The 21,555-nt window shown below is 73.7% G+C and carries 23 protein-coding genes; 16 read left to right on the forward strand and 7 right to left on the reverse strand.

Annotation, left to right across the window (positions count from 1 at the left end; genetic code table 11):
* Nucleotides 1-260: 260 nt before the first annotated feature.
* Nucleotides 261-1,052 carry an IclR family transcriptional regulator gene (locus tag F9B16_RS22265; RefSeq protein ID WP_151542045.1) on the reverse strand — a complete coding sequence of 264 codons (792 nt, stop codon included), beginning with the start codon at nt 1,050-1,052 and terminating at the stop codon, nt 261-263.
* Nucleotides 1,053-1,111: 59 nt separating this feature from the next.
* Here F9B16_RS22265 and F9B16_RS22270 point away from each other — a divergent pair, with 59 nt between their 5' ends.
* The 8 genes from F9B16_RS22270 to F9B16_RS22305 all read left to right on the forward strand — a co-directional run bounded on the left by F9B16_RS22270 (nt 1,112) and on the right by F9B16_RS22305 (nt 8,455).
* On the forward strand, nt 1,112-2,128 hold the full coding sequence (locus F9B16_RS22270; RefSeq protein WP_151542046.1) for an ABC transporter substrate-binding protein: 1,017 nt from the start codon (nt 1,112-1,114) through the stop codon (nt 2,126-2,128).
* Entirely contained in the window at nt 2,125-3,129 is a 1,005-nt protein-coding gene (locus tag F9B16_RS22275) for an NrtA/SsuA/CpmA family ABC transporter substrate-binding protein (RefSeq protein ID WP_151542047.1), read from the forward strand. The genes F9B16_RS22270 and F9B16_RS22275 overlap by 4 nt, the downstream gene beginning before the upstream one ends.
* Nucleotides 3,126-3,965 (forward strand): ABC transporter permease, encoded by an 840-nt coding sequence (locus tag F9B16_RS22280; protein ID WP_151542048.1) that lies wholly within the window; start codon nt 3,126-3,128, stop codon nt 3,963-3,965. Before F9B16_RS22275 ends, F9B16_RS22280 begins: the two co-directional genes overlap by 4 nt.
* Nucleotides 3,962-4,723 carry an ABC transporter ATP-binding protein gene (locus tag F9B16_RS22285; RefSeq protein ID WP_151542049.1) on the forward strand — a complete coding sequence of 254 codons (762 nt, stop codon included), beginning with the start codon at nt 3,962-3,964 and terminating at the stop codon, nt 4,721-4,723. The genes F9B16_RS22280 and F9B16_RS22285 overlap by 4 nt, the downstream gene beginning before the upstream one ends.
* The gene (locus tag F9B16_RS22290) at nt 4,720-5,538 is read left to right on the forward strand and encodes an LLM class flavin-dependent oxidoreductase (protein WP_192808929.1); all 819 of its coding nucleotides are present in this window, start codon (nt 4,720-4,722) and stop codon (nt 5,536-5,538) included. The genes F9B16_RS22285 and F9B16_RS22290 overlap by 4 nt, the downstream gene beginning before the upstream one ends.
* Nucleotides 5,528-6,640 carry an LLM class flavin-dependent oxidoreductase gene (locus F9B16_RS22295; RefSeq protein WP_151542050.1) on the forward strand — a complete coding sequence of 371 codons (1,113 nt, stop codon included), beginning with the start codon at nt 5,528-5,530 and terminating at the stop codon, nt 6,638-6,640. The genes F9B16_RS22290 and F9B16_RS22295 overlap by 11 nt, the downstream gene beginning before the upstream one ends.
* Nucleotides 6,637-7,551, forward strand: coding sequence for an ABC transporter substrate-binding protein (locus F9B16_RS22300; protein ID WP_151542051.1), 915 nt, complete (start codon nt 6,637-6,639; stop codon nt 7,549-7,551). The genes F9B16_RS22295 and F9B16_RS22300 overlap by 4 nt, the downstream gene beginning before the upstream one ends.
* A gap of 97 nt (nt 7,552-7,648) precedes the next feature.
* Nucleotides 7,649-8,455 (forward strand): FHA domain-containing protein, encoded by an 807-nt coding sequence (locus tag F9B16_RS22305; RefSeq protein ID WP_151542052.1) that lies wholly within the window; start codon nt 7,649-7,651, stop codon nt 8,453-8,455.
* Nucleotides 8,456-8,858: 403 nt separating this feature from the next.
* Here the strand turns inward: F9B16_RS22305 and F9B16_RS22310 are convergent, their stop codons facing one another.
* The gene (locus F9B16_RS22310; protein ID WP_151542053.1) at nt 8,859-10,754 is read right to left on the reverse strand and encodes a serine/threonine-protein kinase; all 1,896 of its coding nucleotides are present in this window, start codon (nt 10,752-10,754) and stop codon (nt 8,859-8,861) included.
* Nucleotides 10,755-11,000: 246 nt separating this feature from the next.
* On the opposite strand from F9B16_RS22310, the gene F9B16_RS22315 reads away from it, so the two are divergent.
* Entirely contained in the window at nt 11,001-11,435 is a 435-nt protein-coding gene (locus tag F9B16_RS22315) for a Fur family transcriptional regulator (RefSeq protein ID WP_151542054.1), read from the forward strand.
* Nucleotides 11,436-11,672: 237 nt separating this feature from the next.
* On the opposite strand, the gene katG is transcribed toward F9B16_RS22315, so the two are convergent.
* Both katG and F9B16_RS22330 read right to left on the reverse strand, forming a co-directional pair.
* Nucleotides 11,673-13,877, reverse strand: coding sequence for a catalase/peroxidase HPI (gene katG, locus F9B16_RS22325; RefSeq protein ID WP_151542055.1), 2,205 nt, complete (start codon nt 13,875-13,877; stop codon nt 11,673-11,675).
* 15 nt (nt 13,878-13,892) lie between these two features.
* The gene (locus F9B16_RS22330) at nt 13,893-14,315 is read right to left on the reverse strand and encodes a Fur family transcriptional regulator (protein ID WP_151542085.1); all 423 of its coding nucleotides are present in this window, start codon (nt 14,313-14,315) and stop codon (nt 13,893-13,895) included.
* A 140-nt stretch (nt 14,316-14,455) separates the two neighbouring features.
* On the opposite strand from F9B16_RS22330, the gene F9B16_RS22335 reads away from it, so the two are divergent.
* From F9B16_RS22335 to F9B16_RS22345, 3 genes are all read left to right on the forward strand, one after another.
* Nucleotides 14,456-15,247 (forward strand): inositol monophosphatase family protein, encoded by a 792-nt coding sequence (locus F9B16_RS22335; RefSeq protein ID WP_225991850.1) that lies wholly within the window; start codon nt 14,456-14,458, stop codon nt 15,245-15,247.
* 274 nt (nt 15,248-15,521) lie between these two features.
* The gene (locus F9B16_RS22340; protein WP_192808930.1) at nt 15,522-16,133 is read left to right on the forward strand and encodes a DUF3887 domain-containing protein; all 612 of its coding nucleotides are present in this window, start codon (nt 15,522-15,524) and stop codon (nt 16,131-16,133) included.
* Nucleotides 16,130-17,464: a serine hydrolase gene (locus tag F9B16_RS22345; RefSeq protein WP_151542057.1), complete on the forward strand. Its 1,335-nt coding sequence runs from the start codon at nt 16,130-16,132 to the stop codon at nt 17,462-17,464. Before F9B16_RS22340 ends, F9B16_RS22345 begins: the two co-directional genes overlap by 4 nt.
* On the opposite strand, the gene F9B16_RS22350 is transcribed toward F9B16_RS22345, so the two are convergent.
* Together F9B16_RS22350 and F9B16_RS22355 are read right to left on the reverse strand one after the other, a co-directional pair.
* Nucleotides 17,448-17,768 (reverse strand): DMT family transporter, encoded by a 321-nt coding sequence (locus F9B16_RS22350; RefSeq protein WP_151542058.1) that lies wholly within the window; start codon nt 17,766-17,768, stop codon nt 17,448-17,450. The genes F9B16_RS22345 and F9B16_RS22350 overlap by 17 nt on opposite strands.
* Entirely contained in the window at nt 17,768-18,415 is a 648-nt protein-coding gene (locus F9B16_RS22355; RefSeq protein WP_151542059.1) for an FMN-dependent NADH-azoreductase, read from the reverse strand. The genes F9B16_RS22350 and F9B16_RS22355 overlap by 1 nt, the downstream gene beginning before the upstream one ends.
* Before the next feature lie 100 nt (nt 18,416-18,515).
* Here F9B16_RS22355 and F9B16_RS22360 point away from each other — a divergent pair, with 100 nt between their 5' ends.
* Nucleotides 18,516-19,118: a TetR/AcrR family transcriptional regulator gene (locus F9B16_RS22360; protein WP_151542060.1), complete on the forward strand. Its 603-nt coding sequence runs from the start codon at nt 18,516-18,518 to the stop codon at nt 19,116-19,118.
* Here F9B16_RS22360 and F9B16_RS22365 read toward each other — a convergent pair.
* Nucleotides 19,086-19,538, reverse strand: coding sequence for an ATP-binding protein (locus F9B16_RS22365; RefSeq protein ID WP_151542061.1), 453 nt, complete (start codon nt 19,536-19,538; stop codon nt 19,086-19,088). The two genes, F9B16_RS22360 and F9B16_RS22365, sit on opposite strands and share 33 nt — an antisense overlap.
* A gap of 102 nt (nt 19,539-19,640) precedes the next feature.
* Between F9B16_RS22365 and F9B16_RS22370 the strand changes: the two genes are divergently transcribed.
* The 3 genes from F9B16_RS22370 to F9B16_RS22380 all read left to right on the forward strand — a co-directional run bounded on the left by F9B16_RS22370 (nt 19,641) and on the right by F9B16_RS22380 (nt 21,247).
* Complete coding sequence (locus F9B16_RS22370; RefSeq protein ID WP_151542062.1) at nt 19,641-20,456, forward strand: helix-turn-helix domain-containing protein; 816 nt, start codon at nt 19,641-19,643, stop codon at nt 20,454-20,456.
* The gene (locus tag F9B16_RS22375) at nt 20,453-20,647 is read left to right on the forward strand and encodes a DUF397 domain-containing protein (protein ID WP_151542063.1); all 195 of its coding nucleotides are present in this window, start codon (nt 20,453-20,455) and stop codon (nt 20,645-20,647) included. The genes F9B16_RS22370 and F9B16_RS22375 overlap by 4 nt, the downstream gene beginning before the upstream one ends.
* A gap of 123 nt (nt 20,648-20,770) precedes the next feature.
* Nucleotides 20,771-21,247, forward strand: a complete 477-nt coding sequence (locus tag F9B16_RS22380) for a hypothetical protein (protein ID WP_151542064.1) — start codon at nt 20,771-20,773, stop codon at nt 21,245-21,247.
* The last annotated feature ends 308 nt before the right edge of the window (nt 21,248-21,555 follow it).

Below are 21,555 nucleotides of genomic sequence, written 5' to 3' on the forward strand. Positions count from 1 at the left end.
GGCCCGCCGGAGGGCCTCCGCGCCGCGCGCCTGCGGGCGCCCGGCGTGCCGGCCGTCCGGGTCGTCCACGCCGGGGCCGGACGCGGTGGTCCGGGCCAGCGCGAGCCAGCCCGCGTGGTCGCGCGGCGAGGCCTGCCGCGCGGGCTGGTCGCAGGTGGTGGTCACGGTGGTCTCCCAAGCGCCGGGAGCGTCCCGGCGGACGCGGGGAGTGTAAGCACCCATCGGGCGAGAAATCAACTAAAACAGTAGGAAATACATGTTTACGGACGGGCGGTGCCCTGGCCCGGCCAGCCCCGGCGGTCCTCGGGCGGCAGCAGGAGCACCTCCATCGCCCGCGCGCACGACTGCGCGTGCGCCAGGAACCACGGGACGCGCGCGTCCGTGATGACCTCGGGCGTCGAGCGCAGCGCGAGCGCGTACGGCGCGTGGCCGGACCGGTCCAGCAGCGGGACGGCGAGCGTCCGCACCCCCTCGGCGGACTCGCCGTCGTTCATCGCGTGCCCCGCGGCGCGGACCCGCTCCACCTCCGCGCGCAGCTCGTCCACGTCCGCGATGGTGCGGCCGGTGAGCGGGCGCAGCGGCGCGAGCCCGGACAGGTCGTCGGCGCCCGGCCGCGGCCAGGCCAGCAGCACCTTGCCGAGCGCGGTGGAGTGCAGCGGGCGGCGCAGGCCGACGCCGTCCTCGGAGCGCCGGACGGTGCCGCCGGCGAGCAGCACCGCGTGGTCGCCGCTGCGGATCGCGAGGTCGGCCGTCGTCCCGGTGACCCGGGCCAGGTGCTCCAGCTCCGGCGCGACCCGGTGCAGGCCCTGCCGGTGGAACGACAGCAGGCCCAGCTCGGTCACCGCCGGGCCGAGGCGGTAGCGGGCGGACGCGTCGCGGGCGAGGAACTCCGCGCCCGCGAGGGTCTGCGCGAGCCGGTGCGCGGTCGAGGTGCTGAGGCCGAGGCGGCGGGCGATGCCGGACGCGGTCAGCGGCGCGGCGCCGTCACGGAAGCAGAGCAGGACGTCCAGCGCGCGCCGCACGGCCTGCCCGCCGGGGGGATGGTGTGCCATGTTTCCCACCTTATGGGATCTACATTGAGTTGGTAGGGATTGTTGGCAATACTCCCGGCATGACCGGCACCCCTCCCGCGGACCTCTGGTTCACCCGCTGTCCCGTCCCCACCGCCACCGGCATCGCCGCAGACCAGGGCTGGCTCGCGGCGGAGTTCGCCGCCGACGGCATCGCCGTGCGCTCCCTCCAGGACGCGGGCCCCGGGCCGGACCGCGGCGAGCACTTCCGCCACCGCCTTCCCACGCTCGTCCGCGAGGGCGGCAACGTCCCCGCGCTGTGGGCCCGCTCCACCGGCGCGCCGACCCGCCTCGTCGGCCTCACCTGGTTCGAGGAGCGGCAGGTCGTGCTGGCCCGGCCCGGCGCGGGCCTGCACGGGCCGCACGACCTGAAGGGCCGCCGGCTCGCCGTCCCGCGCCGCGCCATCGAGATCGACTTCTGGCGGGCGATGGCGCTGCGCGGCTTCGACGGCGCGCTGCGCCAGGCCGGGCTCACCCTCGCCGACGCCGAGCTCGTCGACCTCGACGGCGACGCCCTCCCCGGGCAGTGGGAGGCCGAGCTGGCCGCGCTGCGCGACGGCCGCGTCGACGCCGTCTACACCAAGGGCTCGGTCGCCGTGGAGACCGCCGCCCGCTACGGCGCCGAGGTCGCGATCGACCTCGACGCCCTGCCGGACCGCCGGTGGCGGGTCAACAACGGGACGCCCCGCCCCATCACCGTCGACCAGCGGCTCCTCGACGAGCACCCGGACCTCGTCGTCCGGTTCCTCGCCGTGCTGCTCGGCGCCGCGGACTGGGCCCGCGACCACCCCGCCGACCTCGCCCGCATCCTCGCGGACGAGACCGGGTCCGGGGCGGAGGGCGTCGCCCGCGCCTACGGCGACGGCTTCCACCGCGAGCTGCACGCCGCGCTCGACGACGACCGCCTCGACCTGCTGGCCGGCCAGGAGGAGTTCCTGCGCCGGCACGGCTTCCACGACGCCCCGGTGGACGTGTCCGCCTGGGCCGACCCCGCACCCCTCACCGCCGCGCGCGACCTCGTCCCGCGGCTCGCCTTCGTCGCACAGGAGCATCCATGAAGCGCTTCCCCGCCCTCCCGGCCCTGGCCGCCGGCGCCCTCGCGGTCCTGCTCGCCGCCGCGGGCTGCGGCGGCTCGGACGACGCCGGCGCGTCCGGCGGTGGGACGGTCACCATCCGCGTCCCCGACCCGGGCAACTCCGGGGTGCTCGCCGCCGGGAAGAAGGACGGCAGCCTCGACAAGGCGCTGTCGGCGGTCCACGCCAAGGTCAAGTGGACCGGCAGCGCCGGGCCGTTCGCGCCCGCCGCGCAGGAGCTGAACGCGGGCGAGCTGGACTTCGCGCAGGGCTCGATCACGTCCGCGATCGCCGCGCTCGCGCAGAAGCCCGGCTTCAAGCTGTTCGCGCAGATCGCCCCCGACAAGATCGGCGAGGGGATCCTCGTGCGCAAGGACTCGCCGATCCGGACGCCCCGCGACCTCGTCGGCAAGTCGGTCGCGGTCAACAAGGGCGGCACCGCCGAGTACCTGCTGCTCAAGGCCCTCGCCGCGTCCGGGATCAAGCCGGACCAGGTGAAGCGCGTCTACCTCAACCCCGCGCAGACCGCCCCGGTGTTCAACTCCGGGAAGGTCGACGCGTGGGCGGTGTGGGCGACGTACTCGCTGCCCGAGATGGCCTCGACGGGCGCGCACTTCCTGGTGAACGGCGGGCAGATCGGCTCGCAGAACTACTCGGTGTGGGCCGTCCGGACGAAGCTCGCCGACGCGCACCCCGAGGTCGTCAAGGCGTTCTACCAGTACCTGCACGACCGGGGGCAGGACCAGATCAAGAACCCCGGCGCCTACGTCAACGTGTTCACCAAGGCCGGGCCGCAGGCCGTCAGCGGCGACGCCGAGCGGCTCACCGTGCAGAACCTCGCGCAGGGCGCGACCGCCCAGCCGATCGGCGCGGCCGACCTCGACGGGTTCGCGAGCGTCGCGCGGTTCTTCGCCGACCAGAAGATCACTCCGACGGCGGTCGACGTCAAGCCGTACGTGGTGGCGCTGCCCGGGAGCGGGACATGACCGCCGCCCCGGCCGAGACGCGCTCCTACCCGGACCTCGTCGTCCCGCGCCCGCGCATCCCGAAGCCGCGCCGCCGCGGCGTGAGCGTCGCGCTGCGCACCCTCGGCCCGCTCGCGCTGCTCGGCGGCTGGTGGCTGGCGTCCGCGACCGGCGTCCTCAGCCCCGACGTGCTCGCCTCGCCCGCGACCGTCGCGGACGCCGCCCGCGAGCTGTGGGCGGACGGCCAGCTCACCGACGCGCTGCGGGTCTCGCTGACCCGCGCCGTCCTCGGCCTGGCGTTCGGGCTCGCCACCGGGCTGCTGCTCGGCGTCGTCACCGGCTTCTCCCGCCTCGGCGAGGAGCTGCTGGACTCGCCGCTGCAGCTGCTGCGCGCGCTGCCGTTCCTGTCGCTCGTCCCGCTGTTCATGGTGTGGTTCGGGATCGGCGAGTCGGCGCGGGTCGTGCTGATCGCCGTCGCCACCACGTTCCCGATGTACGTCTCGACGGCGGGCGGCGTCCGGAACGTCGACCGGCGGCTGCTGGAGGCGATGCGCACCTTCGGCCTCGGCGGGTGGCGGCTCGTCCGCGAGGTCGTGCTGCCCGGCGCGCTGCCGTCACTGCTCGCCGGGTTCCGGCTGTCGATGACGCTCAGCGTGATCGCGCTGATCGCCGCCGAGGAGATCAACTCGACGTCCGGGATCGGCTACCTGATGACGCAGGCGCAGAGCTTCTCGCGCACCGACATCCTGTCGGTCTGCGTGCTGGTGTACGGGCTGCTCGGGCTGGCCGCCGACCTGCTCGCGCGCGGCGCCGAGCGGCTGCTGATGCCGTGGCGGGCGAAGGGGGCGGCACGATGAGCACCGCTGTGCACCTGCGCGGGCTGCGCCGGGTCTTCGGGACCCGCGCCGTCCTGGACGGGGTGGACCTCGACATCGAACGCGGCGAGTTCGTCGCGCTCCTCGGCGCGAGCGGCACCGGCAAGACGACGCTGCTGCGCATCCTCGGCGCCCTCGACCGGCCGGACGGCGGCACCGTCCTGGTCCCCGAGGCCCGGACGATCGTGTTCCAGGAGCCGCGGCTGGTGCCGTCCAAGCGCGTCCTCGGCAACGTCGTCGTCGGGCTGCCGCGCGGCGCCGCCGTGCAGGAGCGGGGGCGGCGGGCGCTCGCGGAGGTCGGCCTGGCCGACCACTCCCGGGCGTGGCCGCACACCCTGTCCGGCGGCGAGGCGCAGCGCGTCGCGCTGGCGCGCGCGCTGGTCCGCGAACCGGAACTGCTGCTGCTGGACGAGCCGTTCGCCGCGCTCGACGCGCTGACCCGGCTGCGGATGCAGGACCTCGTCGGGGACCTGGTCCGCACGCACCGCCCGGCGGTGCTGCTGGTCACCCACGACGTGGACGAGGCGATCCGGCTGGCCGACCGCGTCGCGGTGCTGAAGGACGGGCGGCTCGTCACCGACGAGCGGGTGGCGGCGCGGCGTCCCCGCGACGCCGCCGACCCCGAGTTCACCGCGCTGCGCCGCCGGCTGCTGGCCGACCTCGGCGTCCGCCTCCCGGCGCCCGAGCCGGGCGACGAACAGGAGAAGGCCGGACGGCCCTCGGAAGGAGCGATACGTTGACCCGCTTGCATGTCGTGGCGCCGACCCGCGCGCCCGGACGGGCGGTCCTGCCGGACTTCGTCACCGACGTGCGCCCGCGCGCCGTCGAGCCGGAGCACCGCGCGGTGGGCCGCGCCGCCGAGCTGGGCGGGCTGGACGGCGTGCTCGTCCCGTTCGATCCCGGCGGCCACGACCCGCTGGTCCTCGCGGCGGCGGTGCTGCGGGACACGCGGCACGTCCAGGTGGCGGCCGAGTTCCATCCGGCGATCGCGACGCCCGTCTACGCGGCGAAGCTGTCGGCGTCGCTGCAGCGCTACACCGGCGGACGGCTCGCGTGGCGGCTCGCCGTCGACCTCGCCCCGGACGTCGCGCGCGCACACGGCGACTTCCTCGACGGCCCGGCCCGCTACGCCCGCGCCGACGAGTTCCTCACGATCGCGAAGGGCGTGTGGGGCGAGCGCCCGTACACCTTCGAGGGCGAGCACTTCCAGGTGCTCGACGGCGGCTTCCCCGGTTCCCGCGTGCCGCGCCCGTTCCCGCGGGTGTACCTGTCGGGGACGTCCCCGGAGGCGCTCGCGCTGTCCGCCAAGCACGCCGACGCGCACCTCATCGGCCCCGACGACGACCCCGGGCTCGTCCCGGACGGCGTCGACGCGGCGCTGCGGCTGCGCGCCGACGTCCAGGACGAGACGGCCCTCGCCGAGGAGATCCGGCGCCGCGCCGAGGCGGGGATCGCCGAGTTCTTCGTGGAGCCGGCGGCGACGCCCGGCACCGCCTACTGGCTGGCGCAGCGCGTCCTGCCCCTGCTGCGGAAGGAGACCGAAGGTGTCGGTTGACATCTACTGGCGCATCGCGATGGAGGGCGACGCGCCCGCGCTGCGGCTCGGCGACATCACCCGCGGCGGCTTCGGCCCGTACCTGCCGGGCGCCCTCGGCCCCGGCCTGCGCGGCGGCGCGCCGGACGGGTACGGCCCGGTCGACTACATGGGCGAGGTGGCGCGGGCGACGGAGCGGTCCGGGTTCGTCGGCGGGCTGATGCCGTCGTTCCCCGAGACCGACGACCCGTGGGCGGCGGCCGCCGCGCTCGCCGGGGAGACCACCGCCTACCGGTTCATGATCGCGTTCCAGCCCGGGTTCCTGCACCCGGTGCAGGCGGCGCGGATGTCGGCGTCGCTGCAGGCCGCGACGGGCGGGCGCGTCGTCTACAACATCATCTCCGGCGGCGGCGGGCCGCAGCAGCTGTGGTGGGGCGACAAGGTCGCGCACGACGACCGGTACGCCCGCACCTCGGAGTTCCTCGACGTGCTGAAGGGCGTGTGGGACGGCCCGTTCGACCACGAGGGCCGCTTCTACCGGGTCGAGAGCGCGGCGCTCCCGCCGGAGCTGCGCGGGCAGCCGTTCCCCGAGATCTTCTTCTCCGGCTCGTCGCCCGCCGCGATCGCCGCCGCGGGCCGGCACGCCGACTACTACCTGTCCTGGCTGGAGCCGTTCGACGCGCTGGCCGCGAAGTTCGCCCTGGTCCGCGAGCACAGCGACACGCCGCCGAAGTTCGCCGTCCGCGTCGACGTCCTCGCCCGCGAGACGGAGGAGGAGGCGTGGGAGGAGGTCCGCGCGGGCTGGGCGCGGCTCGGCGACGCGCAGCGCACCCCGGACGCGTCCGAGTCCGTCGGCTGGCAGCGGGGCCGCGCGTTCACCGCGGGCGCCGGCGACGACTTCCGCGACCTCGAAGTGCAGCCCAACGTGTGGGGCGGCTTCAACCGGCTCCGGCCGGGCCCGCTGTTCGGGCTCGTCGGCGACTACCACCAGGTCGCCGCCCGGCTCGACGAACTGATCGACCTCGGCGTGGACGCCTTCATCCTCGCGGGCGTCCCGCACCTCGAGGAGGCCCAGCGCGTGGGCCGCCACGTCCTCCCCCTGCTGAAAGGAAAGATCGCATGAGCCTGCGCGTCGGCTACTTCCCGCAGAACAACTCGCTGTGGGTGCTGCGGCACCGCGGCATCCTGGAACGGTCCGTCCCGGACGTGGAGTGGGTGGACCTGCGGTCGCTGCCCGCCGGCGACCGTCCCGCGCCCACCGAGGGCCTGCCGTCCGGGCACGGCGACCACCTGTTCGACGGCGGCTACGACTTCATCGGCACCGGCTCCACCCCGCCCGTCACCGCGCAGGCCAAGGGGCACGACGTCGTCTACGTCGCGATCTCCGGGCCGCGCGTCGAGAACGGCCGGATCGTCGTCCCGGACGACTCCCCGATCGCCGGGCCCGCCGACCTCAAGGGGCGGCGCGTCGCGCTCGGCCACGGCTCCTGGCAGACCACGCTGCTGCTGCTCGCCCTGGAGAAGGCGGGCTTGACCTGGAGCGACATCGAGCCGGTGGACGCCTACGGCAACGCCGCCGAGCTGTTCCTGAACGGCGACGTCGACGCCTGGGTCGGCTCCTACCCGTACCTCACCGACGTGGAGAAGCAGCGTCCCGTCCGGACCGTCATCGAGACGCCGGGCCTGTTCAGCCACCGCTCGCTGTGGTTCACCAGCCGGGCGTTCGCGACCGAGCGGCGCGACGACCTGGCCGCGATCGTCGCCGCGCTGAAGGAGTCGGACGCCTGGATCGAGGCGAACCCGCGCGAGGCCGCGAAGCTGTTCGCCGACGACGACGGCGGCGACCTCGACGCCTGGGAGCACGCGCTGCGCACCCGCCCCTGGGGCCTGAACCCGGTGGACGAGGGCTTCGTCGCCGAGCAGCAGCACGCCGCCGACCTCTTCCACGCCAACGGCCTGATCCCGCGCCCGGTCACCGTCGCGGACGCGGTCCTGCCCGAGATCAACGAGCTGGTCGCCGCGCCCGCGTCCTGACCCGCCGCCGCTTCGCCCCCGGGGTCCCGGCCCGTTCCGGGACCCCTCCCGGCCGTCCGCCGTTACGTTGGCCGCCAAGCGAGAGAGGATGGATGACATGGCGGTGCGGACGCGGAGCTCCCTCGGCAAGGTCGACGTCCTCCCGAAAGGGATCGGGAGCCTCACGTCGGGGCATCCCCCGGCGCAGACCGGGACGCTGTTCGTCATGGGGACGAACGGCGGGATGCGCGTCGCCCCGGACGCGGGCTTCGACGTCGTGTTCGGCCGCTGCGAGCCGGACGTCCACGTCTGCGTCGGCGCGAACGACCCGCACGTCAGCCGGCGGCACGGCTACATCACCCGCGAGCACTCGCGGTGGGTGCTGTACAACGTCGGGAAGCTCGCGATCCGGTTCCCCGGGTCGCGGCTGGTGCTCGGCGGGCACCGGGCCGAGCTGCCCGCCGCGTACACGCCGCTGTTCATCGTCACGCCGGAGCAGGAGCACCTCCTCGAGGTGCGGATCGCGGCGGGGGCGCCCGGGCGGGGCGCGGGGAACCGGCACGACGCCGCCACCTACGACCCGGGCGGCTGGGAGCTGAGCGACCTCGAACGGCTGGTGCTGGTGTGCCTCGGCCAGCGCTACCTGCGGCAGGAGCCGTGGCCGCAGCCGCTCACCTGGGCGCAGGTCGCCGACGAGCTGGGCGCGCTGCGGCCGGGCGAGCGGTGGAACGCCAAGCGGGCCGCGCGCATCGTCACCGAGGTGCGCCGGCGGCTCAGCGCCCGGGTCGACGGGCTGCTGGAGGAGGAGGTCCCGCCGCCGCTCGGCAACACGTTGAACCACAACCTGATCAGCGAGCTGCTGGTCAGCGCCACGATCGTGACCGCGGACCTGGCGCTCCTCGACGGCCCGGACGGCCTGGCGTGACCGCCCCCACCGGAAGGTCGCCGCACCCAACCTGACCGGACCGGCACGGGCGCCGCGCTCAACCTGAGCGAGGCGGCGCGGGCGCCGCGCTCAACCTGAGCGAGGCGGCGCGGGCGCCGCGCTCAACCTGAGCGGCGCGGCGCGGGCAGCGCGCCCAACCTGAGCGAGGCGGCGCGGGCAGCGCGCTCAACCTGAGCGGCGCGGCGCGGGCAGCGCGCCCAACCTGAGCGAGGCGGCGCGGGCAGCGCGCTCAACCTGAGCGGGCGGGCGCGGGCAGCGCGCTCAACCTGAGCGGGCGGGCGCGGGCAGCGCGCTCAACCTGAGCGGGCGGGCGCGGGCAGCGCGCTCAACCTGAGCGGGCGGGCGCGGGCAGCGGGCTCGCCCTGAGCGCGGGCGCCGCGGCTCAGCCTGAGCGGGGCGGTGCGGGGAGGGAGCGGGCGGCGGACGCGGCGAGCCCGGTCGCCAGCGAGCACCGCTGCTTCGCGGGCGCCTCGCCCTGCACGACGAGGTAGACCGTCTCGACCGCCTTGTCGCCGTACCGGTCGGGGTGGGTGCGGTAGACGAGCCGGGCGAGGCACGACCCGTCGCCGTCGCCGTCCGGCTCGACGTAGGCGGGGAACCCGCCGAGCACGGTGGGGCGGCCGTCCTGCGCGGTGAGGGGCTGCCCCTGGTCGAACCGCAGCTTGACCTGGATGTCGCGGGTGGTGCTGTGCCACGAGCAGCCCCACCGGGCGTAGTCGACGTCCGGATCGGTGGCGTCGATCCCCGGCACGACGTCGAGCGCGCGCGCGTCGAGCAGCGTGCACGCGTCCTGCTGGGCCAGGGACGCGGCGGGCAGGGGCGGGGAGCGCCGCGGAACGGGTCCGCGGTTCAGCACAGCGGTCGCCCCGGCGGCGGCGACGTCGGCGATGGCGCAGAGCTGCGCGGGACCGCCGTCCTCCTGGTGGGCGATGACGTCGATCGCGGTGCCCGCGTCCTTGCCCGGCAGCCGGAGGATGCGGGCGCATTCGTCGCCGTCGAGGGGCTCCTCGTCGACGCGGACCCGGCCCGCGGCCTTCGCCCGGGCCCCTTGCTCCGTCCCCGCGTCGTCGTCGAACTCCACCCTGACGTCGACAACGCCGCCCTTGTGCGACGACACGACGACGTCGCACCGGTCGAAGTTGCCGTAGTGGTCGTCAAGGTCGGTGTCGCCGAACCGGCCGAGCGCGGCGGCGGCGGTCAGCGCGCAGGGGTCGGCGGTGCGCGGGTCGCCGATGAGGGACGCGGCGGCCGCCGTCCCGGACGGGTCCGTCTCGGGCTGGTCGGCGCGGCCTCCGCCGGAGAAGAGCGGTGTCAGCGCGAGCGCGACAGCGGCCGCCGCGACGGCCGCTCCCGCCGTGAGGAGCCGCGGATGGCGCCGCGCGAACGCCGTCCCCTTCCGCCACGTGGACGCGGAGCCGCCGGTCAGGTCCCAGTCGGCGTCCGCGTCGGCGGCGGCGAGGCCGCCGGACGGGCCGTCCAGGGTCGGGACGAGATGCAGGGGAAGCTGGGGTTCCGCCGGGCCCGCCGCCTCGTCGAGCAGCGCGCGCGCCTCGGCGGGGCTGGGACGTTCCGCCGGGTCGTCCCGGACCATCGCCGCCACGATCCCGGCGAGCGGCTCGCCCGCGTCCCCGGCAGCCGGGCCTCCGCCGTCGCGGGCGGGCGGCTCGCCGGTCGTCAGCGCGAGGACGGTGGCGCCGAGGGAGTACACGTCGGACGCGGGCTCGGGCCGTCCCACGACGACCTCGGGCGCGGCGAACGCGGGAGTGTGGCTCACGGCGCCGTTCGGGGTGATCGTCTCGCGGCCGCCGGTCCGGTAGGCGGCGCCGAAGTCGGTGAGCTTGGCGGTGCCGTCCTCGGTGACGACGATGTTGCCCGGCTTGACGTCGCAGTGCACGATGCCCTCGGCGTGCAGGGCGGCGAGGGCGTCCGCGATCTGCGCGCCGACGCGGGCCGCGGCCGCGGCCGGGATCGGCGGCCAGTCGGCGAGGCTCCCGCCGGGCACGTACTCCATGACGAGCCAGGACGCGGCGCGCCCGCGCGTCCCCGTGCGGACCGCGTCGTAGAGCGTGACGACGTGCGGGTGGCTGAACCGGGCGAGGGCGCGGGCCTCGGCCCGCAGCCGGCCGAACGCGGCGTCGTCGCCGCCGAGCAGCGCCCGCTTGAGCACGACCGGGCGGCCGAGGCGCTCGTCGGCGGCCAGCCAGACCTCGCCGGTCCCGCCGCGCACGGGACCCTTGACCAGCCGGTAGCGGCCGGCGATCCGCGCTCCCAGACGCACCGTGACTCCTCTCGCCGGGGGGCCGCACGGTCACGCGTGATCGAACCTACAGTGTGACCGGCCGGACACACGCGGTTTCCGTCCAGGCCCGCCACGCGGCCCGCCGCGCGCCCACCCATGCGCCCGCCCGCGCGCCAGCCCGTGCGCCCGCCGCGTGGCCTGCGTCGGTGCTTCCGTCCGGGGGTACAGAGTTGTAGCGTTTACTGTTTTGAATCGTTCGCGATTCGCTAAGGTAATCTGGGGTCCATGTGCGCATCGCAGACCCCGACCACCGCCGAGGAACTGCGCGGTGCCGGCCTGCGGGTGACCGCCGCCCGCGTCGCGCTGCTGGAGACCGTCCGGGAGGGCGACCACCTCGACGTCGAGGGGATCGCCGCCGGAGTCCGCGACCGCGTCGGCCACATCTCCCTGCAGGCCGTGTACGAGGCCGTCCACGCGCTCACCAAGGCCGGGCTGGTCCGCCGCATCGAGCCCGCCGGGAGCCCCGCCCGCTTCGAGGGGCGCGTCGGCGACAACCACCACCACCTGGTGTGCCGCAACTGCGGGGCCGTCAAGGACGTCGACTGCGCCGTCGGCCACCCGCCCTGCCTCGACCCGGTCGACGACGCCGGGTACCTCATCGACGAGGCCGACGTCACGTTCTGGGGCCTGTGCCCGCGGTGCCGCCGCCAGGCCGACTGACACCGCCCGGCTGACCGACACCGCCAGGCCGACTGACACCGCCAGAGGCCGACTGACGAGGAACCGCCCCGACCCGCAAGCGGAACGACGGCCGGGGGGGGGGGGGGGGGGGGCCGGCCCCCCCCCCCCCCCCCGCCCCCCCCCCCCCCCCCCCCCGCGCAACCCCGGCGGGCCCAGGGCCGGGCGCCCGGCCCCCGGCCGCCGTCACGTCACCTCAGGCGACGTCCCCGGAGGGCGTCACCGCAGGTCGTACCGGTCGAGGTTCATGACCTTGTCCCACGCCTTGACGAAGTCCTGGACGAACTTCTCCTTCGCGTCGTCGGAGGCGTAGACCTCGGCGACCGCGCGCAGCTCGGAGTTCGCGCCGAAGACCAGGTCGACGCGGCTGCCGGTCCACTTCAGCTCGCCGGAGGCGTCGCGGCCCTCGTAGGTCTCCGACTCCTCGTTCGTCGCCTTCCACACCGTGCCCATGTCGAGCAGGTTCACGAAGAAGTCGTTCGTGAGCTGCCCGGGACGGTCGGTGAGGACGCCGAGGTCCGACTGGCCGTGGTTCACGCCGAGGACGCGCAGCCCGCCGACGAGCACCGTCATCTCGGGCGTGCTCAGCGTGAGCAGGTTCGCCCGGTCGACGAGCAGGAACTCGCCCGGCAGGATGTTGCCCTTCGCGAGGTAGTTGCGGAACCCGTCGTGCGTCGGCTCCATCACCTCGAACGACTCGACGTCGGTCTGCTCCTGCGACGCGTCGGTGCGGCCCGGCGTGAACGGCACCTCGATGTCGTGGCCGGCGTCCTTGGCCGCCTTCTCGACGGCGGCGCAGCCGCCGAGCACGATCAGGTCGGCCAGGGAGATCTTCTTGCCGCCGGTCTGCTCGGCGTTGAACGCCTCCTGGACCTGCTCCAGCGTGCGCAGCACGGTCGCGAGCTCGGCCGGGTTGTTGACCTCCCAGCTCCGCTGCGGCTCCAGCCGGATGCGGGCGCCGTTGGCGCCGCCGCGCTTGTCGGTGCCGCGGAACGACGCGGCGGACGCCCACGCGGTGGCGGCGAGCTGGGACACCGACAGGCCGGAGTCCAGCAGCCGGGCCTTGAGGGCGGCGACGTCCTGCGCGTCGACGAGCTCGTGGTCGACCGCCGGGACGGGGTCCTGCCAGACCAGCGTCTCGCTCGGCACCTCGGGGCCGAGGTAGCGCTGGATGGGCCCCATGTCGCGGTGGGTCAGCTTGAACCAGGCGCGCGCGAACGCGTCCGCGAACTCGTCGGGGTTGTCCTTGAAGCGGCGCGAGATCGGCTCGTAGATCGGGTCGAAGCGCAGCGACAGGTCCGTCGTCAGCATGCCGGGCGCGCGGTTGAGGGTGCCGTCCTCGGGGTCGGGCACCGTGTTCGCGCCGGCGCCGTTCTTCGGCCGCCACTGGTGCGCCCCGGCGGGGCTCTTCTCCAGCTCCCACTCGTACCCGAAGAGGATCTCGAAGAAGCTGTTGTCCCACTTGGTCGGGGTGTTGGTCCAGGTGACCTCGAGGCCGCTGGTGTGCGAGTCGCGGCCCTTGCCGGTGCCGTGGCTGTTCTTCCAGCCGAGGCCCTGGTCCTCCAGCGGGGCGCCCTCCGGCTCGGGGCCGATGGCGTCCGCCGGCCCGGCGCCGTGCGTCTTGCCGAAGGTGTGGCCGCCGGCGATCAGCGCGACGGTCTCCTCGTCGTTCATCGCCATGCGGCCGAAGGTCTCGCGGATGTCGCGCGCCGCGGCGATCGGGTCCGGGTTGCCGTTCGGGCCCTCCGGGTTGACGTAGATGAGGCCCATCTGCACCGCGGCGAGGGGCTTCTCGAGCTCGCGGTCGCCGGTGTAGCGCTCGTCGTCCAGCCACGCGGTCTCGGGGCCCCAGAAGACGTCCTCCTCCGCCTCCCAGGCGTCCTCGCGGCCGCCGGCGAAGCCGAAGGTCTTCAGGCCCATCGTCTCCAGCGCGACGTTCCCGGCGAGGATCATCAGGTCGGCCCACGAGATCTTCCGGCCGTACTTCTGCTTGACCGGCCAGAGGACGCGGCGGGCCTTGTCGAGGCTCGCGTTGTCCGGCCAGCTGTTCAGCGGGGCGAAGCGCTGCTGGCCCGCGCCGGCGCCGCCGCGGCCGTCGCTGACGCGGTAGGTGCCCGCGCTGTGCCACGCCATCCGGATGATCAGCGGCCCGTAGTTGCCGTGGTCGGCGGGCCACCAGTCCTGCGAGTCGGTGAGGACCGCGGCGATGTCCTGCTTGACGGCGTCGAGGTCGAGGCTGTTGAACGCCTCCGCGTAGTCGAAGTCCTCCCCGAGCGGGTTCGTCACCGGCGGGTTCTTGGCGAGGAGCTTCAGGTTGAGCCGGTCGGGCCACCAGCCGCGGTTGCCGCCGCCCTGGGTCGGGTGCGGGGCGCGCTGGTGCGCGACGGGGCACTGGCCCGCGGCGGCTTCGGTGTTCTCGGACATGGGTTCCCTCCAGGGCTACGCGAGGTTGGCGGATGAGGAACGGTGAGCGGTGGAGCAGGCGGGGCACAGGCCCCAGTAGATGACCTCGGCCTCGTCGATCGAGAAGCCGCCGTCGTCGGAGGCGGTCATGCAGGGCGCCTCGCCGGTCGCGCAGTCGGCGTCGGCGATGGTCCCGCAGGACCGGCACACGATGTGGTGGTGGTTGTCGCCGACCCGCGCCTCGTAGCGCGCGACGGAGCCGGCCGGCTGGATGCGCCGGACCAGGCCCGCCTCCGTCAGCGCGCGCAGCGAGTCGTAGACCGCCTGGTGGGAGACCTTCGGCAGGTCACCGCGCACGGCGCTGATGATCGATTCGGTGTCGGCGTGCGGATGCGCGTGTACCGCGCTCAGCACCGCGACCCGGGGACGGGTCACGCGGAGAGCGGCCCCGCGCAGCATCTGCCGGAATTCCACGGTCGTGGCCACGTCGCACAGGTTGCCTCCTTTTCTTGAACGAGTCAAGTGTTTGCAGGAACCCTGTTCTTGACCATGTCAGGTCGAGGGCCCGGATCCGCCCCGTCCGGCTAGGCTGCGCGCCCGTGGAGAACGATGCGCAGGTCGCGGTGCGGGCGGCGCTGGCGGGCGCCGCCGTCGTGCGGGACATGTACGGGACGTCCCTCGACCGCTTCGGCAAGCCCGGCGGCGACTTCGCCACGTCCGTCGACCTCGCGGCGGAGAAGGCGATCGTGGACGTCCTCCGGGCCGCCCGCCCCGACGACGCCGTGACCGGGGAGGAGAGCGGCCGCACCGGCTCCGGCGACCGCATGTGGCTGGTCGACCCGCTCTGCGGGACGCTGAACTACGCCGTCCGCAGCATGCTCGTCGCCGTGAACGTCGCCCTGCGCGCCGGTTCCGGGACCGGCGCGGCGGCGTCCGCCGACCCGTTCAGCGACGAGGTCTTCTGGACGGACGGCACCCGCGCCCGCGTCCGCGCCGGCGGGACCGACGCGCCGCTGGTCCCCTCGCCCGCCTCGAACCTCGTGGACGTCAACCTCGACCCGCCGTTCCCGAACGCCCCGGGCTTCCGCGCGGTCGATCTCCTCGCCGGCGCGGGGTTCGCGGCCCGGTTCCGTCCGCGCGTGGTGTCCACGACCCTGGCCGTGGCGTGGGTGGCGGCGGGACGTCGCGCGGCCTACGTCACCGATGGGCATGTGCAGGACAGCGTGCACTTCGCCGCCGGCATCGCGCTGTGCCAGGCCGCCGGCTGCGTCGTGACCGGCATTCACGGTCAGCCGCTGCACACCGGCCCCGGCGGCCTCATCGCCGCCGCAGACCCCGAGACCCACTCCGCCCTCCTTGATCTCATCGGTACCCCGCGCAACACGCGCTGAAGCACCGAGATCAACAGCGGCCTGCCCACTGCATATCGTGCTATTTTCGTGCTATCTCTGACGGCACGGAAAGGTGGACGGCACGATGGGCGGCACGTGCGAGTTCTGCGGGCAACCTCTCCCTGAGCGCGATGGACCAGGACGTACGCGCCGATTCTGCAACGCGACCTGCCGGAGCGCGGCACGCAGAGCCCGAGCCACAAAACGTGCTCCGGCGGCGCCGCACGTAAAGGAGAGATTGACGTTTCTCGGCGACGGTGACAGCGTGGGCCGCATGCCCGAGGTGACCGGAACGCCCGGCGAGGCGCTGGCCGAGGCGGCCGCCCGCCTCGCCGAGCAGGCGTCCACCGGGACCGGCTCCGCGCCGATGGACGCGGTCGCCGCCGCGGCGGAGACGACCCGGCTGGCCGACGACCTGCTCCGCCGGGCCGTCGAGGCGGCTCGGGCCGCGGGGCACACCTGGCAGGAGATCGGCGACGTGCTCGGCACCACCCGGCAGGCCGCGTTCCAGCGCTTCGGGCGTCCGATCGATCCGCGAACGGGGAGTCCCATGTCCGCCAACGTCCTCCCGGGCGCCGCCGATCTCGCCGTCGGGCTGCTGGCCGACCTCGCGGCGGGCGACTGGGACGCGGCCCGCCGCGACTTCGACGCCACGATGCGCGACGCCATCGGCACCGACCGGCTCGCGTCCGTGTGGGCGCAGGTCATCGGCACCGTCGGCGCGTACGAGCGGATGGGCGCGCCCGCCGTCCACCAGGCCGGCGACCACACCGTCGTCGACGTCCCGCTGCACTTCGAGGCCGGCGAGATGACCGGCCGGGTCACCTACGCCCCCGACGCCACGGTCGCGGGCCTCTACATCACCCCTCCGGGGAGGGTCCCTTGAACACCTCCGTCCGCCTGCTCGCCCTGGCCACCGCACTCGTCGCCGGTGCCGCGGCCTGCACTGCCTCCACCTCCGTCCGGCGCACCGCCGCGTACGCGTCCACGGCGACCGCGGGCGACCAGCTGGCCTGGCTCGTCTCCGCGTCCCGGCACCTGCCGATCAGCGACGCGGACGCCGCCGCCCACGTCGCGGCCGCCTCGCTCACCGCGATGGGCGGCGCCGCCGGACTGTCCAAGGTGCTCGCCCAGAGCGGCCCGCTCACCGCGCAGGAGCCCGCCGCGTCGTCCAAGACGCAGGCCGTCGGCTGGTTCACCGGCGCGCGGCGCGCCTCGCTGCTGGTCACCGTCTCGACCGACGCGTCCGGCCTGATCATCGGCCTGTACGTCACCAAGCAGCCCGGCTCCTGGAAGGAGCTGGACGCGGAGCTGCACCGCCTCGCGCCGCGGGTCTCGTTCGCCGCGTCCGAGATCGGCCCCGGCGGCCGGTGCCGGGTCGTCCACGGGGTGCGTCCCGCGGCCCCGCGCCCGCTCGGCTCGGCGTTCAAGCTGTACGTGCTCGGCGCGCTGTCGGACGCCGTCGCGCGCGGCACCGTGTCGTGGAGCACGACCATGCCCATCAAGGACGCCTGGAAGAGCCTCCCGTCCGGGATCCTGCAGGACAAGCCCGCGGGGACGGAGCTGACGCTCGGCCAGTACGCCGACTACATGATCTCGATCAGCGACAACACCGCCGCCGACCATCTCCTCCACCGCCTCGGGCGCCGTGCCGTGGAGGCGGAGCCGACCCGGCTCGGCAACCGGCACCAGCGCGGCGACCGGCCGTTCCTCACCACGCGGCAGATGTTCGTCCTCAAGGGCGCCGGCTACCCGGCCCGCGCCGACCGCTACCTGGCGCTGCCGCCGAGCCGCCGCGCCTCCGCGCTGCCGGGGCTCGACACCGTCCCGCTCAACCAGGTCACGATGTGGCGGCAGCCGCGCGACATCGACTCCATCGAATGGTTCGCCGCCCCGACCGACATCTGCGCGGCGTTCAGCGGGCTGGACGCCCGCTCGTCCAAGCCCGGCCAGTCGGGCGTGGGCAAGGCCCTGTCCATCAACGACGGCAACATCGACCTGAACCCGGCGAGCTACCCGAAGGTCTGGTTCAAGGGCGGCAGCGAACCGGGCGTCCTGACGCTGAACTACCTGGCCCGGACGTCCGGGGGCCGGACCGTCGTCACCAGCGTGATGCTGTCCGACCCCAAGACGTCCTTCACCGGCACCGCGCCCCTCGACGCCATCGCCGTCGCCCGAGCGGGCATCCAGCTCGCCGCCGTCACTCCGGGCTCGTGACGCGGGCGAGGACCAGGCCGGAGACGATGAGGGCGAGCGCGGTCACGCGCCCGGCCGTCAGCGGATCCTTGTGGACGGCGACGCCCAGCGCGATCGCGCCGACCGCGCCGATGCCGGTGAAGATCGCGTAGGCGGTGCCGACCGGCAGGGTGCGCATCGCCTGCGCCAGCAGCCAGACCGCGGCCACCATGAGGGCGAGCGAGACGAGGGTCGGCAGCGGCCTGGTGAAGCCCTGGGTCGGCTTGATGCTCTGTGCCCAGGCGATCTCGACCAGCCCCGCCAGCCCGAGGACGAGCCAGTTCATCAGTACTCCTTGCCGAGGTCGCGGGCGGTTCCGAGCGCGGCGGCGTGCAACGCGTCGTGCTCGGCGCGCCGGTGGGCGAGGGCCGGGTCGACGCGTGAGTTGGCCAGCTCGGCGGCGATGAACGTCGCGTCCTCGACGGCGAAGTGGCCGGCGAAGAAGTCGCGGAGGAAGCGCTCCTGGTGGTCGAAGCGGGCCTTCGGCGCGCCGGGACCGTAGGCGCCGCCGCGGGCCGTGGCGACCACGAAGCGCCGCCCCGCGAGCGACATCCGCGGAAAGGTCACCTGGTCGAGCCACGCCTTCAGCGACGACGGGACCGAGTAGTTGTACATCGGGGTCGCGATCAGCACGACGTCCGCGGCCACCAGCTCGGCCAGCAGCGGCTCGACGATCTCCCACGCGGCGGCCTGCTCCGGCGTCCGGACGGCCTCCTTGTACCGGTCGACGTCGGTGATGCCGTGCGCCAGGACGTGGTCGCACAGCTCGGTCCACGCCTCGCCGATGTGCGGCACGGGCTCGGCCGCCAGGTCCCGGTGGACGTACGTCCCGCCGGGGTGGGCGTCCCGCCACGACCCGGCGAAGGCGTCGCCGATCTCGCGGCTGATCGAACGGCGCCGGGCGCTGGCGTCCAGGTGCAGCAACGTGGCCATGAGGAGCCTCCCTTAACTGGACACAATGTCCGCTTGATGTGGGCCCCGACCGTAGCAACGATGTGGACACTTTGTCCACATCGCTACTAGAGTCGCCGCCATGGAGTCCCGTACCGACCTGCTCAGCGGCCGTCCCGCCGGCGGCGGCCGGCCGCGCGAGCGCGCGGACGCGGCCCGCAACCGCGCCAAGGTCCTCGCCGCCGCCGCCGACCTGTTCGCCTCCCGCGACCCGCGCAGCGTGACCATGGACGACATCGCCAAGGCCGCGGGCGTCGGGCGGGGCACGCTCTACCGCCGCTACCCCGACACCGTCTCGATCGCCCGCGCGCTCCTCGACGACCACGAGCGCGCGCTCCAGGAGCGCCTGCTGCGCGGCGACCCGCCCCTCGGCCCCGGCGCGCCCCCCGGCGACCGGCTGGCCGCCTTCTACGCCGCGATGGTCGAGCTACTGGAAGACCACATCGCGCTCGTCCTCGGAGCCGAGCAAGGCGCGGCGCGCTTCGCCGCCAGCGCCTACGGCTTCTGGCGCGCCCACGTCCGGATGCTGCTGGCCGAAGCGGGCACCCCCGCCCCGGCCGCCCTCACCGACGCGCTCCTCGCCCCGCTGGCCCCCGACGTCTACGCCGAACAACGCCGCCAGGGCCTGACCCCCGCCGACATCACCACCGCCCTAACCCACCTGGCCCACGCCACCACCCACTGACATACGCGCCCAGATCCACTTGCCGCCGGCCGGGTCGTGGGTGGCACCGCAGCGGGTCGCGAGCGCCTGGACGATGTGCAGGCCCCAGCCGCCGTTGTCGTCGAACGCCTCCTCGGACAGGTCCAGGTCGTCGAGGGTGAGCTTCCGGAGCGGCTTCGGACGCGGAACACCGAGACCCGAGTCCCAGACGGCGATGATGACCCCCTGAGCGTCCCGGCTGAGCTGGAAACGGATCTCCTTGTGCGGCGTCTCGTACGCGGCATTCGTGACGAGCTCGGACACGATCAGAAGCGCATCGTCGAGAATATGAAAATAGTCCCATTTGCACATCCAGGCGTCCGCCAGCGTCCGCGCCAGCCCCACCGTCGCCGGCGTCCCCAGCAGCGGAATGATCAAATCCCCCGTCGCCGTCATCACCATCGTCCCCACCCTCGCCAACGTTTTCGATTTCTTGTGGCAAGGATCACCCGATCGTTCTACGTTGTGCCTGTAGTCCCCCGATCCGGATACAGGGAGAGAGCGATGCCGATCGTCCGCGACCCCCTCAACCCGAAGCTCTCCATGTGGCACTTCCTGGCCTTCTACCTGCGGTTTTGGCGAGAGAAGATGGGGCTGTCACTCACCCAGTGCGGCGAGATAATGGGCGTGCAGCGCGGCACTGTATCCAACTTCGAGGCAGGACGCCGCCGCCCGCAGGAAGACCATATGCGGGCACTCGACAAGCATTACGGAACTGGGTGGCTATTCCAGCTTTTGCTCTGGTTCGCCCGAATGGCCCACGACCCGGACTGGGGACGCCAACTCGTCAAGTACGAGGAAGAGGCCCACATCATCAGGACCTACCACGGCCAGGTCATCCCGCTCGCCCTCCAGACCGACGAGTACACCTGGGCCTACGTCCAGTCAGGGACGCCCAAGGACTTCGAGGCCGCCATGGAACGGCGGAGCACCCGCAAGAGGTCGTTCTTCGACCGAGGGACCGATGTGGAGATGTGGGCCGTCCTGGACGAGAGTGTCCTGGCCCGCGAGGTCGGCGGCCCGCAGGTGATGAAGGCGCAACTGGAGCATCTGCTGAAGCTGGCTGATCTACCTCAGATCAGCCTGCGAATCATTCCCTTCAAGTCCGGGGCACACCTCGGTGTCGACGGTGCTCTGCAGGTCCTCAGCTTGGAGAGCCGAGACATCGCCTACTCCGCCGCGCAGAACGGAGGTCGCTTGATCGAGACGCCTGGCGAGGTCCGCGAACTGTCCGTTAAGTTCGATCGCATAGGAGCGGCGGCTGCGTCCCTCGAGGCCTCCCGCGACATCATCAAGCGGTATCTGGAGAGCTACCAATGATCGTGCAGTGGCGGAAGAGCTCTTGCAGCGGCGGAGCCGACGATGAGCACTGCGTTGAGCTGGGACGACTTGCGCCGGGCGCTGGCATCGGCGTCCGAGACTCCAAGGACCCGGACGGCGGACACCTCACCCTTACGTCCACCCAGTTCGCCGATCTCCTGACGCGGATCAAGCACACCCCCTCCGCCTGACCCGCACCCCCACGACACCACTCCCCCAGACGGCCTGGCGGCCCCGCCGCCGGGCCGTCGCGCAGCGGTGACCAGCGCGGAAACCGCCTGACTTCTCCATGACACAAGTGTGATCATGAGCCGGTGGACATCGTGGTGCAATGGGTGCGCGTCTACTGGACAAAGGAATCCCGCGGAGGGCCAGGAGCCGTCCGACGCAGCGTGCTCCCCGAGGCCTTCCCACTCCCGGAGGCCGAGCCGCCCTTCGTCCACGAAATGCACATGCTTGAGCGGAACGGCTTCTCTCCCAGCACGACCGTCACCAGCGGGCACCCGCCGAAATCGCAGGTCGAGATGACCGAAGCCGACAACTGCCTCCGCGTCCTCCCGGTCAGGGACGCACCCGAGTGGGCGAGCAGTGGGCTCGACGTCACCTGGCGGCCGGCAGCCGTGACCATGCGGCCCCGGCAGACCCTGCGCTGGCAGATCAACCACCGCCTCACTGCCGAAGGCGGCTGGTACTACCGGCTCGACACCCTCAACGTCTCCTACGGCAACCGCACAACCGAAGTCTTCCTTCGCCCGCCGACTCACCGAGTCGACGAACGCTCCCTTCTCTGACGCGGACCGACGATCGACCGTTCGCCCGGACATCCGTCCTGCGAACGGCCCGTAGCCCGCCTGGCGGCCACGGAGGCACGCTGCTGGACGGAGCCGCCACAACCCGCCGGGCTCGAGCTCCTCTCCATCACTCCGGCCGCCGGCGCCCGGCCACGATGCCCGCTGCTCCCGCGCACACCCGACCCCGGAGCCCCCGGCGAGCCGTCTTCAGGTGCCGCGGCCGGCGCCGAGATCCACCGGGGCCTGCGGAAACCTTTGATGACGGTTTACTTTGCCAGGACTTGAGACACATCTTGCGGTGCTTAAGT

The sequence above is a fragment of the Actinomadura montaniterrae genome (assembly GCF_008923365.1).
GTDB lineage: Bacteria > Actinomycetota > Actinomycetes > Streptosporangiales > Streptosporangiaceae > Spirillospora > Spirillospora montaniterrae.

Bases quoted from the DNA above. Each gene is read 5' to 3' on its own strand.
- F9B16_RS22280 (WP_151542048.1), top strand. From the start codon at position 3,126: ATGACCGCCGCCCCGGCCGAGACGCGCTCCTACCCGGACCTCGTCGTC.
- F9B16_RS22370 (WP_151542062.1), top strand. From the start codon at position 19,641: ATGCCGATCGTCCGCGACCCCCTCAACCCGAAGCTCTCCATGTGGCAC.
- katG (WP_151542055.1), bottom strand. From the start codon at position 13,877: ATGTCCGAGAACACCGAAGCCGCCGCGGGCCAGTGCCCCGTCGCGCAC.
- F9B16_RS22355 (WP_151542059.1), bottom strand. From the start codon at position 18,415: ATGGCCACGTTGCTGCACCTGGACGCCAGCGCCCGGCGCCGTTCGATC.
- F9B16_RS22305 (WP_151542052.1), top strand. From the start codon at position 7,649: ATGGCGGTGCGGACGCGGAGCTCCCTCGGCAAGGTCGACGTCCTCCCG.
- F9B16_RS22285 (WP_151542049.1), top strand. From the start codon at position 3,962: ATGAGCACCGCTGTGCACCTGCGCGGGCTGCGCCGGGTCTTCGGGACC.
- F9B16_RS22315 (WP_151542054.1), top strand. From the start codon at position 11,001: ATGTGCGCATCGCAGACCCCGACCACCGCCGAGGAACTGCGCGGTGCC.
- F9B16_RS22300 (WP_151542051.1), top strand. From the start codon at position 6,637: ATGAGCCTGCGCGTCGGCTACTTCCCGCAGAACAACTCGCTGTGGGTG.
- F9B16_RS22270 (WP_151542046.1), top strand. From the start codon at position 1,112: ATGACCGGCACCCCTCCCGCGGACCTCTGGTTCACCCGCTGTCCCGTC.
- F9B16_RS22360 (WP_151542060.1), top strand. From the start codon at position 18,516: ATGGAGTCCCGTACCGACCTGCTCAGCGGCCGTCCCGCCGGCGGCGGC.
- F9B16_RS22350 (WP_151542058.1), bottom strand. From the start codon at position 17,768: ATGAACTGGCTCGTCCTCGGGCTGGCGGGGCTGGTCGAGATCGCCTGG.
- F9B16_RS22375 (WP_151542063.1), top strand. From the start codon at position 20,453: ATGATCGTGCAGTGGCGGAAGAGCTCTTGCAGCGGCGGAGCCGACGAT.
- F9B16_RS22340 (WP_192808930.1), top strand. From the start codon at position 15,522: ATGCCCGAGGTGACCGGAACGCCCGGCGAGGCGCTGGCCGAGGCGGCC.
- F9B16_RS22365 (WP_151542061.1), bottom strand. From the start codon at position 19,538: ATGGTGATGACGGCGACGGGGGATTTGATCATTCCGCTGCTGGGGACG.
- F9B16_RS22275 (WP_151542047.1), top strand. From the start codon at position 2,125: ATGAAGCGCTTCCCCGCCCTCCCGGCCCTGGCCGCCGGCGCCCTCGCG.
- F9B16_RS22265 (WP_151542045.1), bottom strand. From the start codon at position 1,052: ATGGCACACCATCCCCCCGGCGGGCAGGCCGTGCGGCGCGCGCTGGAC.
- F9B16_RS22330 (WP_151542085.1), bottom strand. From the start codon at position 14,315: ATGCTGCGCGGGGCCGCTCTCCGCGTGACCCGTCCCCGGGTCGCGGTG.